We start from the raw sequence: 14,803 nt of genomic DNA on the forward strand, positions 1-14,803 counted from the left end.
GATTATAAATAAAGAGGCAAATAATGTTAGATGATTCAAATTCCTATTTTATGGTGCCTCATTCATTTAAAGCTTACCTTGAAGAATGGCCTGCAGGCCAGAACATTCCCTCTGAACATGAACTTGAAGGTTTACAATCAATTGGACTAAAACTGTTAAGTGAAGTTAAAGGCATAGAGTCATCATGCTTGTTGCAACTTCGTAAGCTAGAAGGCGATAGCAAAGCCGTCATTGACTACCTAAAGTTACAATCAAAAAAAATCGACCTGATACTGCAATACGTGCTTGAAAGTGAACACCAGGATGGCCGCCAAGTTGCAGGTTATAAATTTGGTGGAGATGGGATTGAAGTCATTTCTAATGCTGCTGCTGAGGTTAACTCCCTATTTAAAACAACACTATTTATTAGGAACGAATTAATTGCCATTTTAGCAATTACCGAAGTTAAAGATTGTCAGCAGCATCCTGAATATAGCGATCGATATTTGCTTAAGCTTGAATTCAGTCAAATTTTAGAAGCAGATGTTGAACTATTGATTCAGGCAAGTTTAAGTGTTCAGCAAAAGTTACTGAAAGCAAGAAACAACAGGCAGTAGTAACTTAATTAGTCAGTTCATAAGCCGTACTTTCTAATAAGTACTGTTGTAAAATACGGGTTAGCTTGTCAACTATTTCATTCTTACTATATGATTTAACACCTGTTGTTTTAATACAAAAAAATAAGTTTTAACCACATCAAATGTAAGTAAATCTTCTGAATTTTCTACTTCTTTTGAATCAGATTTCGGTACGCTTTTAAACCTCGCTAGCCGCCCTTCTACTTCTTCGGCACAATCGTAAAACTCAAGCTGTGCCATAAAAGACTCTGTTGTTCTTGAAATGCTCCTACCATTGCTATCAATGACCGAACAATTCACATTGAAAAGTCTACTTGCATATCTAGAATCTATATAACGCCTTGGCACAATGTCAGATGGAACAAAACCCTCAAGAGAACTATCTGCTTGAGAATGTAAACCTACATTTATTGTTTCGTAACTTGTCACAGACATTGAAAAATCCTACAGATTAAACCACCGATGCAGATCACATTCATTAACCGTTTATGTTGTTCGCATATAGGTATACAATGACGTAATTTTTGCGTTTTATCAGATGATTAGTTTCTAATGTCCGTTTTTTCAGTTTTTACGCCTCCCGTCAATAATAAACCCTCTTTCGTTCAGTACTTGTCTACTTTAGGTGGAGTTTCGCAAGCTTTAACCTTACAACATATTGTTAATCAGAACCAAAGCACTACGTTACTGGTAACAGCAGACACTCCGACGGCACTCACATTAGAAGCCGAACTAAATTATTTATTTAAGCCATCAAACATTGATGTTTGCTTATTTCCTGATAGAGAAACTTTACCTTATGATAATTTCTCGCCACATCAGGATTTGATATCGCAACGACTAACAGCACTTTCTAAACTTGCAGAAGCCAAACAGCGTGTAGTGATTGTGCCTGTAAACACCCTCATGGTTAAACTGCCACCCAAATCATTTATTAATAATCACGTATTCGAGCTAGAAAAAGGCTCAACCTATCATTTAGATTCGGTCAAAAAGCAGTTAATCGACACTGGCTATCACATGGTTGATCAGGTCTATGAACATGGTGAGTTCGCTGTTCGTGGCTCAATCATCGATATTTTCCCTACAGGAACTAAACAACCATTGCGAATTGAATTATTTGACGATGAAGTTGAATCGATTCGATATTTCGATGCTGAAACCCAACGTTCAGAGAGCCCAATAGATAAAATTAGTTTACTACCCGCTAAAGAGTTTCCAACTGATGATGCGGCTATCGAAGTTTTTCGTCAAAATTATCGACAAGCTTTCGAGAAAGTTTCGAACGCAGCAGAGTCAGTTTATCAGCAAGTCAGCAAAAAGCTGTTTCCATCTGGTATTGAAAACTATTTGCCCCTATTTTTTAGCGAAACAGCGACCTTATTCGATTACTTACCCGATGACACCCAGCTGATCACCGTCGGAGATATTGAAGGTTCTACTAGTAAGTATTTAACGGAAATTGAGCAAAGGTTTGATAATCATAATATCGACCCTCAACGACCTTTACTTCATCCAAAAGATTTATATCTACTACAAGACCAGTTGTTTTCTGCTTTTAAAGCGCAGCCTAGATATCAATTATCAATTAAAGAAAAACAAAGCAAGTTTGCTCAGATTGATGCCAATTCACTGCCAGATATCAGTGCCAACCACAAGCTTAAACAACCGCTATCGGCACTGGCAAAATTCATTGAAGCCAATACCAAGCAATGTTTCTTATTTATCGTTGAATCTGAAGGGCGACGAGAAGCCTTAATCGATCTTCTCAGCCGGATTGATATCAAACCGATTAAGATTGAGCACCTCTCAGAATTCATTGAGCAGCACAATAACTTTGCAGTTTGTGTCAGCCCTCTAACTCAAGGCATGAGTTTTGAGCACAAAAACAAAACACTGAACATCATCTGTGAAACTGAGCTGTTTGGACAACGCATTAGCCAACAACGTCGTCAAGACAAGCAACGTCAGATCAGCAGCGATGCCTTAATCAAAAACCTTGCTGAGCTTAAAGTTGGTCAACCCGTGGTTCACCTTGATCATGGTGTTGGTCTATATCAAGGTCTTGAAGTCCTAAATACAGGTGGCATGGACAGTGAATATCTAAAACTTGAATATGCATCTGACGATAAGCTGTATGTTCCTGTGAGCTCATTGCATTTGATCAGTCGCTACTCAGGCTCTGGTGAAGCGACGCCACCACTAAATAAACTGGGCAATGAAACATGGGCCAAAGCTAAGAAAAAAGCCATCGAACGTATTCGTGATGTCGCCGCCGAATTGCTAGACGTATACGCCAGACGCCAAGCTCGAACTGGTGAAACTTGCGAACTCGACCAACAAGAATATGCTCAGTTCTCTCAGGGCTTTCCATTTGAAGAAACCATAGATCAACAAAACGCCATTGATGCCGTAGTTACGGATATGACCGCCAAAATCTCGATGGACAGATTGGTGTGTGGTGATGTTGGCTTTGGTAAAACCGAAGTCGCGATGCGAGCCGTGTTTGTGGCGGTGAATGCTGGCAAGCAAGTCGTGGTGCTTGTTCCAACAACCCTGCTCGCCCAACAGCATTACGAGAACTTTAAAGACCGTTTTGCAGATTGGCCTTTCCGAATTGAAGTGCTTTCTCGCTTCAAAACCGCCAAACAACAACAGCAAATTTTGGACGATTTAGAAGCGGGCAAAGTGGATGTGGTGATCGGGACTCACAAACTACTCAATGCTGAAGCCAAATTCGAACAACTAGGGTTATTGGTCATTGATGAAGAACATCGCTTTGGCGTTCGTCAAAAGGAGAAGATCAAAGCGCTTCGAGCCAATGTCGATATTCTCACCTTAACGGCGACACCGATTCCTCGAACTTTAAATATGGCCATGTCAGGCATGCGCGATTTATCGATTATTGCCACGCCACCAGCCAAACGTTTAGCCGTAAAAACTTTTGTTCGAGAATACGATAAAGCAACGATTAAAGAAGCCATACTGCGTGAAATTTTACGTGGGGGTCAGGTGTACTTTTTACACAATGACGTAGCCACTATCGAAACCTGCGCAGAAATGATCCGTGAACTTGTACCAGAATCTCGAGTCGTGGTCGCCCATGGTCAAATGCGTGAACGAGAACTTGAACGAGTGATGTTCGATTTCTATCACCAAAAATTCAACGTCTTAGTGTGTACCACCATCATTGAAACCGGTATTGATGTACCTACTGCAAACACCATAATCATGGAACGTGCCGATCATTTCGGTTTGGCTCAATTACACCAATTACGTGGGCGTGTGGGTCGTTCTCACCATCAAGCTTACGCTTATTTGATGACACCTCATCCGAAACGCATGACCAAAGATGCTAAAAAGCGTTTAGAGGCCATTGATGCATTAGAAGATCTTGGTGCTGGCTTTATGCTTGCTACTCAAGATTTAGAAATTCGAGGCGCTGGTGAATTGCTTGGCGAAGAACAAAGCGGTCATATCTCTAAAGTTGGGTTTACCTTATACACCGAGTTGTTGGAATCTGCCGTTGAATCGTTAAAGCAAGGGAGAGAACCATCGTTAGAACAACTCAACAAACAGCACAGTGAAATCGAGCTTCGAATCCCAGCTCTTTTACCAGAAGATTATGTACCTGATGTCAATATGCGTTTATCACTCTATAAACGTATAGCCAATTGCAAAACTGAAGCTAAACTCGACGAAATGAAAGTAGAGCTTATCGATCGTTTTGGATTATTACCAGATGCAACCAGAAACCTAATGGACTTGACGTTACTCAAGCATCAAGCAGCCAGAATTGGTGCCAGTAAAATCGACATTCACGCTAAAGGTGGCAGCGTTGAATTTGCTGAACACCATAATGTAGATCCAGGTTTTATTATTAGCCTATTGCAGCGCCAACCAAAGGTGTATCGCATGGAAGGACCAAATAAATTAAAGTTTGTCTTGCCAGCAGCTGAGAGTAAAGACAGAATAAAACTAGCAAAACTGATGTTAGACCAATTTTCTCAACACCGTCAGGGAGAGTAATCTGTGTTACGCACTTTAACCTTAACACTGTTATCGGTAATCATTTCAAATGCAGCCTACGCAGCATCGGAGCGTTGGTTTGAAGTTGAGGTATATATTTTCAAGCGTGATACAGCGACAACTGAACATTGGTCAGAAGCAGCACCGAAGGTCAAACTTAGAGGCAATATAGATTTAATCACACCTATTGTTCACACTGAGCATGTAGTCACACCTGCTGTAGACTGTGAACCCACATTCCCAAGTTTAGAAGAGGATTTTACTCGCTCATTAATGGCTGATTGTATCCCTCAAGATGCGGTCACTGAAATCACATTTCCAGAAGTTACTCCCGTTAACGTTAGTTCAGTTGACGTTCCAGAAGTCTATCAGGGTGATCCAGCCACTTTATTAGCTTATGAGCAAAATCAATTCTCTGACATCATCAAAAAAATTCAACGTCAGAGAGGTGTTACCAGTCTTCTTCACCTCACATGGCAGCAAGCGATGCTGCCAAAACGTCGCTCAAAAGCCTTGCACCTATTTGGTGGTAAAGATTTCAGTAAAGAATTTCAATCTGATGGTTTCGCCATAAAGCCGATTGAACCTGAAGTTGAAAAAAATATTGAAACAGCGATTGAGTCAATCACTCCGAACACGATTGATCAAAATGCAGCCGTTCCAGAAACGACATCAGATACAACACAAGAATCTGTAACGAAAGCTGTACCACCGATATGGCAATTAGATGGCAAACTCAATATCTATTTGCAGCATTACCTTTATATTGAGACAGATTTACGGCTGCGTGAACCAGAAATGTTATTGGCAAAGCCAAAACCAGAATCGGACCAAATTACTTCCAACCTACTTGCTGAAAGCTCTGAAGCTGACATCGAACCTAAAAAACCACAGGAGTTTTTATTTTCAATTCCGATGATCCAAAATCGTCGTGTTAGAAGCACTGAGATACATTATTTCGATCACCCTAAAATGGGAATTGTGATTCAAATACGGAAAATGAAAGCGCCGGTGGAAAAGCCAGTCCAATCCGAAGATACGACATCAGAAAGTACTGTAACTTCACAGCCCCGTTAATGGGTAATGCCAGTCATGTTATACCTGCGTAGGCAGGTATCCAGCTAGGCTCCTGACTTCACAGGAGCGACGGTAATTTGCTTGGTATTGGTCTTAGCATTACCCGAAACGGGGCAGATTATCTTAACGTTATCCTTTAAATGCTTTAATAGACTTTAAATGAGCCCCTAACGCCGGAAATTTATGTGGCTGCTTATCATCCCAAATAATGTCATAAAAATCAGCTAATGCTTTTTCTGTATCAGCACTATCTAATACTTCATCTTCCCTAGATAAGATACATAATGACTTGCTTTTATTTTTGGTTCGGAATTCAGTAACACACTTTTCAGCGATATCAGCATATTCTTCAGGGCGGTCTATTTTTCCCTGCATGTTATTTTCAGGGTATAAATTAGGGTTGATCATTACACTTCGAGTTTGGGTTAGAAAGCCAATGCGTTCCACCCAATAACCACCTAACCCTACTCCAATAAGTAAAGGCGTTTCATCACTAGACATCGACTTTTGTTTTACTACTTCTTTGAGTAACTGTTGCATATCATGTCGTGGATGTTCTGTGCTATAACTAATTAAACGCACGTCTTCATCTATAAATTGTAGTTGGCGCATTTTTTCGTGATTACCAGGGCTCGTTGAGTCAAAGCCATGAAAATATAAAATCATGAGTCAGTTACCACTTTGAATTGTCATAAATTACTGTCAAGATAACAGAGAAACGTTCCTCGCAGTTTGAGGTGAGTCAAAATACAACAAACTGGATAAAGTGGGTTTAAACATTCCCGCTAAATAGGTAACGATGACACAGACTAATCGACGCTTAACCCATTTAGTGCTTGCCAAAGAATACATGAAATTTTCAGCAGCACATTTCACCATTTTTTCTGTTACTGAGCGTGAAAGGCTTCATGGTCACAATTTCCAAGTCTCATTAGAATTAACGCTTCCCGTAGGGAATGACGGTCTATCCCACAGTTACCGTTTATTTAAAGACCAAGCCAGAGCCTTATGCGAAACGTTAGATGAATATTGCTTATTGCCCAACCACTCTCCATATTTAGATATTCATCAGAATAACAATGAATACCATGTAAAATTTCATAATGAAACATTACGTTTTCCAGTTTCAGACACCTTGTTACTTCCCATCAAAAACACCAGTGTTGAGGAGCTTTCTTTTTATCTGCTTGAACAGATCATTCGAGCCCTTCCACCTGTAAAATATGGTATTGAACACGTTACTGTTTCGGTTTCATCTGGAGCAGGACAGTCAGGTTCAAGCTCTTGGAAAAAAGAGGAATAACAATGCAAAAAGTCATGATAGTTACAGGTGGAAGCCGTGGTATAGGTTATGCCGTCAGCCAACACTTTAAGCAAGCCCAGTTTAAGGTCATTAACTTATCTCGCTCCCCAAATAACATCCAAGATACTTTAAATCTAAAAACAGATTTATCATCGCCAACTAGCCTTAAAGAACATCAAGCACGTTTGATTCAAGAATTGGAAGGTGCAACACAAGTCGTCATCGTTCATTGTGCCGCAGGACATACTGGCGATACTATTTTTACTGCAAATGCAGAGACCTTAAATAAAGATTTAGCCATCAACATTGTAAGTCCTACTTTGCTCAATCAGATGCTGTTGCCACATATGCCTGAAAGTTCATCGGTCATATTTATTGGTTCGACATTAAGTGAAAAGGCCGTTCCCGGATGCTATTCCTATGTTACAAGTAAACACGCCGTTATTGGAATGATGCGCTCTGTCTGCCAAGATCTTGCAGGAAAAGGCGTTCATACGGCTTGTATCTGCCCTGGCTTTACAGATACCGAAATGCTTAGAGAGCATATCAGTCATGAACCAGAAGCAGAAAAATCCATTTCACAAATGGTTACTTTCGGTCGCTTAATCGCACCTGAGGAAATAGCCAAAACTGTGTTCTTTACAGCCAATACTCCAGCCATAAACGGTTCTGTGATTCATGCTAACTTAGGACAAATCGAACGTTAATGAAATTACTGATCATATCTACGCCCGTACAAGCTATAGGGCAAGGTGAAGGTGGTGGCGTTGATACTTCGCTACTCAACATTATTAATGCCCTCACCCCGCTTGGTTTTCAAATTTCTGTGCTGGCACCAACTGGCTCAAAATTACTCACGGATGCAGCAAACTTAATAGAAATTGCCGGACAGTTACAAACTAGCGTTCAAACCGAGTCAGCAACTACTCCTGTTACAATGAGTCACGACAGCACCATAGTAACCATGTGTCGCTACGCACAAGTCCATCAGCATGAATTTGATATCATTGTTAATATGGCTTATGACTGGCTACCCATTTGGTTAACTCAATTCTTTTTTACCCCGATTTATCATCTGGTTTCTATGAGTAATGAAAACCAAGCTGTGGCATCGGCACTTCAAGAGTTAAATGCAACACTTCCAAAGCGTATTGCATTTCGGACTCAAGCTGCAGCGGATACTTTCCAGTTTACTAATCAAGTTCCCATTATCGGCAATGGTTTTGAACTTAGTGATTTTCCTTTTCGTGAAACGCCAAAAGAACAAATTGCATGGGTTGGGCGAATCTCCCCAGAGAAAGGATTAGAAAATGCGTTAGAAGTGGCAAGTAAAGTAAAACTACCCATTCATATTTGGGGGAAAGTGCAGTCTTCATCGTATCAACAGCAACTGATAAAACAATTTTCTGACGTGAATATTCACTGGCGGGGCTTTGTAGCACATCAGCAACTACTCAACGAGATGAGTGAATCAGCTTTGATGCTAATGACACCTACTTGGGTTGAAGCTTTTGGAAATAACGTCGTCGAAGCCAATGCTTGTGGTGTTCCTGTAATTGCCTATAACAAAGGTGGCCCAGTTGAAACAATTGAATCAGGAGTCACTGGTTACTTAGTCAATAACAATGATGAAATGACCGAAAAAGTCAGGGACACTCTTAAACTATCCAGAGCTCACTGCCGAGATTCAGCTCAGCAGAGATTTTCCATTGAACAATATGCAAAAACGTTACTGAACTGGCTTAAAACTGATTAATTTGGTTAGCGATTTCTTTGGCTTTTTGCCATCGAGTTTCATTTTCCAGCGATTTCATTACATTGACAAAATCAGGCTTTAAGAAGCTGGCTGGCTTTTGAGGTGCTGCACTGGGCCACTGAAAATCAGTGAGTAAAGTATTAACTGCATCAGGGTTATTGCACACTAAGATCATGTCACAACCAGCCGTCAATGCTGCATTTGCTCTCTCTTTAAAGCCACCTGCAACACTAGCACCTTCCATCCCTAAGTCGTCAGAGAAAATAACACCTTTAAAATTCAATTCTTTTCTTAGTACTGTTTGCAGCCAATATTCTGAAAACCCTGCAGGACGGTCGTCTACATTAGAATAAATAACATGAGCAGGCATAATGCCTTCTATTTGCTCATCAGCAATAAGTTGCTTAAATGGCAGTATGTCATATGTAAAGATTTGCTCTTTAGTTCTATTATCGACCGGTAAATCAATATGCGAATCGGCTTTAACACTGCCATGCCCAGGAAAGTGCTTTCCAACTGCAGACATACCTGCCTGCTTCATACCAGTAATAAACGCACCAGCTAGCTCAATAATCTCATCAGTTTTTTTACTAAAGCTACGCTCACCGATAACTTCACTAATACCATTAACATCTAAAACTGGTGCAAAACTTAAATCAATGTCGCATGCTAATAGCTCAACAGCCATTAAAAAGCCTAATTCACTCGCCCAAGTTCTGGCTTGAGATAGATCGCCATTAGCGGCAAGTAAAATTTTACTCATAGCAGGAATATCAGTAAATTCACCACGAAAGCGTTGAACGCGCCCCCCTTCATGATCAACAGCAATAAGAATATTGGGGTTAGATTTTCGTACTTCTTTAATCAAGGCCATTAATTGAGCTTTATTTTCATAATTTCGAGTAAATAAAATTAATCCACCAACCATAGAGTGAGCCAATTGTTTTTGCTCATGCTCGGTGACTTTTTTCCCCGATAAATCTAACATTAAATAACTCACTCAACGCCCTTTTCTCAAGTATAAAAACAACTGTAATTAAGTCACAAAGAGCGCTCAAATTCAATCTGTTCAAAAGCTCAAATAGGTAAGGTGATTTTATTCGAAGCTTACTTATTAGAAATACTAATAGCAAAAAATTAGAATTGTGTGTGATACTTATACTCATATTAAAAAGAAGGAATCATTCCTCATAATTAGGTTTTTGCAAAATGATCAGTGTTTTTGACATGTTTAAGATCGGTATTGGGCCATCTAGCTCCCATACCGTAGGCCCGATGAAAGCCGGCAAAATTTTTATTGAACTAGTTTCAAGTAAAGGGCTTCTTAATGAAGTAGATGAATTGCGTGCCGATTTATTTGGTTCTCTTGCCCAAACAGGTCAAGGACATGGTACTGGCAAAGCTGTAATTTTAGGGTTAATGGGTGAAGATCCGGAAACGGTTGATACTGATGCTATTGATGGCATTTTAAAGCACGTATCTGACTCTGAATCCTTAAAACTCGCCAACGGTAAAATCGTCGACTTTACTCGTGAACACGGGATTGTTTATAACCGTCTTATCAATTTAGAAGCTCATGCAAATGCAATGACTCTGTACGCTTACGCTAAAGGTGAATGTGTTTATAAGCGTACTTATTACTCTGTAGGTGGTGGCTTTATTCTCGACGAAGATGAAATCGCTCAACAAGATGCTTCCCTCGCTGCCCCAATCATCTCTGCACCTTTTGATTTTCACAGTGCTAACGAATTGCTAGAACTTTGTCGTAAGAATGGTTTATCTGTCTCTTCATTAATGATGGAAAATGAAAAATGCTTAGCTGATGAAAACCAGATTAAAGAAGGCTTATGGCAAATCTGGATGACCATGAAGACATGCATCGAGCGTGGTTACCAAAAAGAAGGTTTACTACCCGGCGGTCTAAAACTCCGTCGTCGAGCTCCAGCTCTTTACCGCCAATTAAAAGCTGAAAGTAAAACGTGTAACGATCCTTTAAAAGCGGTTGATTGGGTTGATTTATTTGCGCTATCCGTGAATGAGCAAAATGCAGCTGGCGATAGAGTGGTAACCGCTCCAACGAATGGTGCAGCGGGTATCATCCCTGCAGTACTCTGTTACTATGACACCTATGTTGAAACCGTTGATATTGAAATCGCTACTCGATTTTTACTCACTGCTGCCGCTATTGGCATTTTATATAAAAAGAATGCTTCAATTTCTGGTGCTGAAGTTGGTTGCCAAGGTGAAGTTGGAGTTGCATGCTCAATGGCTGCAGGAGCCTTAACGGAAATCATGGGCGGTACTATCGAGCATGTTGAAAATGCCGCTGAAATCGGCATGGAGCATAACCTTGGGCTAACTTGTGATCCAGTAGGTGGACTTGTACAAGTTCCATGTATTGAACGTAATGCCATGGGCGCAATGAAAGCGATTAATGCTTCTCGAATGGCATTAAGAGGTGATGGCAATCACAAAGTGTCTTTAGATAAAGTTATCAAAACTATGATGGACACAGGCATGGATATGAGAAGCAAATACAAAGAAACCGCACAAGGCGGTTTAGCTGTGAATATTGTTGAGTGCTAAAACTTATAAAGGTTGATGAGTGTATTTAACGCTCATCACTTTTGAGATAAATCCTAGCACCTACTTCATCGGCAATTCCATATTATCAAACATATGGTCAATTAATTCTTGATCTCGTAATGCAATGGCTTTTTCAACTACATCTTTGGTCAAGTGTGGAGCAAAGTACTCGATAAAATCGTACATGTAAGTTCGTAAGAAGCTACCTTTTCTAAATCCTATCTTTGTAGTGCTGTGTTCAAATAAATCACTAACGTCGATTGCGACTAAATCACCATCAATTTTAGGGTCAACCGCCATTGATGCAATAACACCAACGCCAAGCCCTAAACGTACATAGGTCTTCAACACTTCTGCACTGGTAGCGGTAAATACCACTCTTGGATCTAAATTCGCACGTTTAAAGGCTTTTTCGATTGCAGATGATTTGTCGAAACCAAATACGTAGGTAACTAACGGGAACTGTGACAACTCTTCAATAGATATTTTACTTCGAGATGCTAGCGGGTGATCTTTTTTGACTACGACCGATCGGTTCCAGTGATAGCATGGCAGCATCACCAAATCGGAATAAAGGTGCATAGCTTCTGTTGCAATAGCAAAGTCAGCATCACCGCGAGCAGCGAGTTCACTTATCTGATTTGGCGTTCCTTGATGCATATTTAGATTCACTCTAGGATAGCGTTCTATAAATCCTTTAATAATCGGTGGCAATGCGTATCTTGCTTGAGTATCCGTTGTTGCAATATTTAACTCTCCCATATCTGGTTGAGTATATTCTTCTGCTACTTTTTTGATGCCCTCTACTTTACTCAAAATATCATTAGCGATATTGATCACCTGCTCACCGGCAGGTGTGACATGAGTAAGATGCTTCCCACTTCTGCCAAAAATTTGGATCCCTAATTCATCTTCCAGCATTCGAACTTGTTTACTGATCCCTGGTTGTGATGTATACAAGTTCTCAGCCGTAGCTGAAACATTAAGATTATGGTTGACAACTTCGGCAATAAAACGGAGTTGTTGCAGCTTCATAGTAGGGCCTCGTATCGTGGCGTCTCAGGTAAGTTATTGGTATCGAAGCAATTCAATACCGTAAATTTCTATCTAGATTTAAGCGTTATAATATATCCTGTCTCTTATTGCAAAAAAATATAAATAGAACGACAAACGTTAAAAAAAGTTATAGCGATGTACACTTGTTAACCACAAAGACTTTGGCTGACGTTTTATTGCACTTTTAAGTGTAAATTTTACCGATAATCGGCCGAAAAATGACTATAACGCTTAACAGTGACAACTGAGATAGCGTAAAATTGGTGTACGACCCTGTTGATAATTAACGACGACTTTTAAATATAGGAACACAATGATTTTTACAATCTCACTTATCGTGATCAGTGCGTTATTACTTCTTATCATTGGGATCAACCTTTACCAACAGCATAAGGAAAAGCAAAACGCTGATCGTCGAGTACAACACCAACAACAACGCGCTAAGATCGATGAAACAGCAAAAGTGTTGGAGCATATCTCGTTATTTCCATGCTCAAACCAGATAATGATTGTGCTCTATAAACGACTAGTAGATGAAATGAATACAGCAGCTAGCGTAGCACCAAACTCCTTAAAGAAAGATTACGAAAGACAATTAATTGATTTTGAGGCTCAAATAAACCAGCTAGAATCGAGCCCCTCATCTCCCCCTTCATTAGACGGAATTCAGATCCCTAATGATGACAAACAGCTTGTACTAATGGTGCAAGTGTTGAAAAAACTGAAAGCAATTTTGCGTAGTGAACATAATAAAGGAAAAATTGATCCTACTGTATTTACGAATGAAGATAATCGTATTAACAGTATGCAACTTAGGATCAATGTTGACACTATGCTATCTAGAGCTCAAAAGGCAAAAGATATCAAGCAATATGGCTCAGCAAAACAAATGCTAAATAAAGCATTGGCAACATTAAATTCAATCAAATTGAATAATCCAGATGATCACTTTGTTCAATCTAAATTGAATTTAGCTCAATCAATCAGCGCAAGTATTGATAACTCTCAGCAACAAAAAGCCATTGAATCTATCCCTACAGCTAAAGCTGCAAACGGTGAAGATGATATTGACGTGCTGTTCCAACCGAAGAAGAAATGGTAGTAACCTAAATTAACAATGAAGTGTAAGTCTTTGTGCTCTTACACTTCAAAACCTTACAATACCTCTCTATCAATAACATACCAGCCTTCCGTAGAATCACCCTCTTAGATTTTCCTAACGCTACTTTTTTAATTACTGATACGAGCAGTTACATAGTCATGTAATCTTCGCAATAATCTACAAATCAAGATGCACTTCTATGACCTTCTCATTAGGTTCATATCTGTTAGAGAAACAATTCACAGTAGTTTTCTGTAGGTAACCTCATCTCTGCATAATCCAACTTGTACAGTACAGCAACTTAAGCGTATTTCGGTGTTAGAACAGCCCGAAATAGAAACGCAGCAACGACAGTTTTGTATATCGGTACCAGCTATTACGAACTGTTCTGCCTTGAACTACACATAATTAGCCGCACTGTAGATAAAATTTAAGGTTCAGATTTAAAACCAAAACGTTATTGATTTCGTTATACAGTGCTGAGGTTAGGTACTATGACTAGAAAAAATAAACAGCTCTTACCATCAGCTAAACTGAATTTTTTCCATAAAAAATGCCGCTAGTGTTAGCGGCATTTAGAGTGGTTTCATCTGGTAATATTAGAACTTGTAACCTACTGAAACCATGTAAACCATTGGGTCTATATCTGTTTTAACTTTTACAGCAGCACCATCTAGTTTGAATTTAACATCTGTAGAGATGTCAGCATACCAAATTGAAGCATTCACAAGCCATTTTTTGTTAAGTTGAACATCTAGACCAACTTGAGCAGCAAAACCTAAAGAGTTACTCATGCTTAAGTCAGATAAGCGACCACCAGCAGTATTGGTAAACTTATTATCAAAGAAGTTAGTAAAGTTAATACCAGCTCCAACATATGGGCGAACTTTAGATTGTGCGTTACCGAAGTAATACTGTGCAACTAAGGTTGGTGGCAAGTGCTTAGTTTCTGCAATTTTGCCTAAAGGACCTAAAGAAACATCATGACTAAATGGAGTAGCAGCTAGCAGCTCAACACCAAAGTTATCAGTTACCATGTAACCAAAGTTCAGACCTAACTGAGTGTTATTATCTACCTTAAACTCTCCTAGGTTGATAGTAGTGCTTGCACCTTTTGCAGTAGGAATAACAATATTAGGGCTAGACTCATTTGGAGCAACCATTACTGCACCGGCACGAACAATGATATCACCCGCTTGGTGTGCTTGAGCGCCAAAACCAGCAGCAATTAGACCAGCAGCAATTAGACCTTTTACAAAACGCTTGTTCATCATCTT

General features: G+C 39.7%; 13 protein-coding genes. 8 read left to right on the forward strand and 5 right to left on the reverse strand.

What is annotated here, in order from left to right; all coding sequences use genetic code 11:
* The first annotated feature begins 23 nt into the window (after positions 1 to 23).
* Positions 24 to 596: a hypothetical protein gene (locus D5018_RS10635; RefSeq protein ID WP_121838987.1), complete on the forward strand. Its 573-nt coding sequence runs from the start codon at positions 24 to 26 to the stop codon at positions 594 to 596.
* Between the two features lie 72 nt (positions 597 to 668).
* Here the strand turns inward: D5018_RS10635 and D5018_RS10640 are convergent, their stop codons facing one another.
* A complete protein-coding gene (locus D5018_RS10640; protein ID WP_121838988.1) occupies positions 669 to 1,052 on the reverse strand; it encodes a hypothetical protein in 384 nt (127 codons plus the stop codon).
* Positions 1,053 to 1,169: 117 nt separating this feature from the next.
* On the opposite strand from D5018_RS10640, the gene mfd reads away from it, so the two are divergent.
* Both mfd and D5018_RS10650 read left to right on the forward strand, forming a co-directional pair.
* Positions 1,170 to 4,646 carry a transcription-repair coupling factor gene (mfd, locus tag D5018_RS10645; RefSeq protein ID WP_121838989.1) on the forward strand — a complete coding sequence of 1,159 codons (3,477 nt, stop codon included), beginning with the start codon at positions 1,170 to 1,172 and terminating at the stop codon, positions 4,644 to 4,646.
* A 3-nt stretch (positions 4,647 to 4,649) separates the two neighbouring features.
* Positions 4,650 to 5,723, forward strand: a complete 1,074-nt coding sequence (locus tag D5018_RS10650; RefSeq protein ID WP_121838990.1) for a peptidoglycan binding protein CsiV — start codon at positions 4,650 to 4,652, stop codon at positions 5,721 to 5,723.
* A 129-nt stretch (positions 5,724 to 5,852) separates the two neighbouring features.
* Here the strand turns inward: D5018_RS10650 and ycfP are convergent, their stop codons facing one another.
* Positions 5,853 to 6,389, reverse strand: a complete 537-nt coding sequence (ycfP, locus tag D5018_RS10655; RefSeq protein WP_121838991.1) for an alpha/beta hydrolase YcfP — start codon at positions 6,387 to 6,389, stop codon at positions 5,853 to 5,855.
* A gap of 133 nt (positions 6,390 to 6,522) precedes the next feature.
* On the opposite strand from ycfP, the gene D5018_RS10660 reads away from it, so the two are divergent.
* The 3 genes from D5018_RS10660 to D5018_RS10670 are packed head-to-tail and all read left to right on the forward strand — an operon-like array spanning position 6,523 to position 8,782.
* The gene (locus D5018_RS10660; protein WP_121838992.1) at positions 6,523 to 7,026 is read left to right on the forward strand and encodes a 6-pyruvoyl trahydropterin synthase family protein; all 504 of its coding nucleotides are present in this window, start codon (positions 6,523 to 6,525) and stop codon (positions 7,024 to 7,026) included.
* 2 nt (positions 7,027 to 7,028) lie between these two features.
* Positions 7,029 to 7,733: an SDR family oxidoreductase gene (locus D5018_RS10665; protein WP_121838993.1), complete on the forward strand. Its 705-nt coding sequence runs from the start codon at positions 7,029 to 7,031 to the stop codon at positions 7,731 to 7,733.
* Entirely contained in the window at positions 7,733 to 8,782 is a 1,050-nt protein-coding gene (locus D5018_RS10670; RefSeq protein ID WP_121838994.1) for a glycosyltransferase, read from the forward strand. The genes D5018_RS10665 and D5018_RS10670 overlap by 1 nt, the downstream gene beginning before the upstream one ends.
* On the opposite strand, the gene nagZ is transcribed toward D5018_RS10670, so the two are convergent.
* Positions 8,769 to 9,782 carry a beta-N-acetylhexosaminidase gene (gene nagZ, locus D5018_RS10675; protein WP_121838995.1) on the reverse strand — a complete coding sequence of 338 codons (1,014 nt, stop codon included), beginning with the start codon at positions 9,780 to 9,782 and terminating at the stop codon, positions 8,769 to 8,771. The two genes, D5018_RS10670 and nagZ, sit on opposite strands and share 14 nt — an antisense overlap.
* A 209-nt stretch (positions 9,783 to 9,991) precedes the next feature.
* Between nagZ and D5018_RS10680 the strand changes: the two genes are divergently transcribed.
* A complete protein-coding gene (locus D5018_RS10680) occupies positions 9,992 to 11,368 on the forward strand; it encodes an L-serine ammonia-lyase (protein ID WP_121838996.1) in 1,377 nt (458 codons plus the stop codon).
* 60 nt (positions 11,369 to 11,428) lie between these two features.
* Here the strand turns inward: D5018_RS10680 and cysB are convergent, their stop codons facing one another.
* Positions 11,429 to 12,403: an HTH-type transcriptional regulator CysB gene (gene cysB / locus D5018_RS10685; RefSeq protein ID WP_121838997.1), complete on the reverse strand. Its 975-nt coding sequence runs from the start codon at positions 12,401 to 12,403 to the stop codon at positions 11,429 to 11,431.
* A 334-nt stretch (positions 12,404 to 12,737) separates the two neighbouring features.
* Between cysB and D5018_RS10690 the strand changes: the two genes are divergently transcribed.
* Positions 12,738 to 13,526 carry a hypothetical protein gene (locus D5018_RS10690; RefSeq protein WP_121838998.1) on the forward strand — a complete coding sequence of 263 codons (789 nt, stop codon included), beginning with the start codon at positions 12,738 to 12,740 and terminating at the stop codon, positions 13,524 to 13,526.
* A gap of 599 nt (positions 13,527 to 14,125) precedes the next feature.
* Here D5018_RS10690 and ompW read toward each other — a convergent pair.
* Positions 14,126 to 14,800, reverse strand: a complete 675-nt coding sequence (ompW, locus tag D5018_RS10695) for an outer membrane protein OmpW (RefSeq protein ID WP_165905042.1) — start codon at positions 14,798 to 14,800, stop codon at positions 14,126 to 14,128.
* Positions 14,801 to 14,803: the final 3 nt, after the last annotated feature.

It is taken from the genome of Parashewanella curva (genome assembly GCF_003675895.1).
In the GTDB taxonomy this organism is placed as follows: Bacteria; Pseudomonadota; Gammaproteobacteria; order Enterobacterales; family Shewanellaceae; genus Parashewanella; species Parashewanella curva.

Excerpts from the sequence above, each read along its gene's own strand:
- D5018_RS10670 (WP_121838994.1), top strand. The coding sequence starts at position 7,733 with ATGAAATTACTGATCATATCTACGCCCGTACAAGCTATAGGGCAAGGT.
- D5018_RS10635 (WP_121838987.1), top strand. The coding sequence starts at position 24 with ATGTTAGATGATTCAAATTCCTATTTTATGGTGCCTCATTCATTTAAA.
- D5018_RS10660 (WP_121838992.1), top strand. The coding sequence starts at position 6,523 with ATGACACAGACTAATCGACGCTTAACCCATTTAGTGCTTGCCAAAGAA.
- D5018_RS10640 (WP_121838988.1), bottom strand. The coding sequence starts at position 1,052 with ATGTCTGTGACAAGTTACGAAACAATAAATGTAGGTTTACATTCTCAA.
- ompW (WP_165905042.1), bottom strand. The coding sequence starts at position 14,800 with ATGATGAACAAGCGTTTTGTAAAAGGTCTAATTGCTGCTGGTCTAATT.
- mfd (WP_121838989.1), top strand. The coding sequence starts at position 1,170 with ATGTCCGTTTTTTCAGTTTTTACGCCTCCCGTCAATAATAAACCCTCT.
- D5018_RS10690 (WP_121838998.1), top strand. The coding sequence starts at position 12,738 with ATGATTTTTACAATCTCACTTATCGTGATCAGTGCGTTATTACTTCTT.
- D5018_RS10680 (WP_121838996.1), top strand. The coding sequence starts at position 9,992 with ATGATCAGTGTTTTTGACATGTTTAAGATCGGTATTGGGCCATCTAGC.
- D5018_RS10665 (WP_121838993.1), top strand. The coding sequence starts at position 7,029 with ATGCAAAAAGTCATGATAGTTACAGGTGGAAGCCGTGGTATAGGTTAT.
- ycfP (WP_121838991.1), bottom strand. The coding sequence starts at position 6,389 with ATGATTTTATATTTTCATGGCTTTGACTCAACGAGCCCTGGTAATCAC.
- cysB (WP_121838997.1), bottom strand. The coding sequence starts at position 12,403 with ATGAAGCTGCAACAACTCCGTTTTATTGCCGAAGTTGTCAACCATAAT.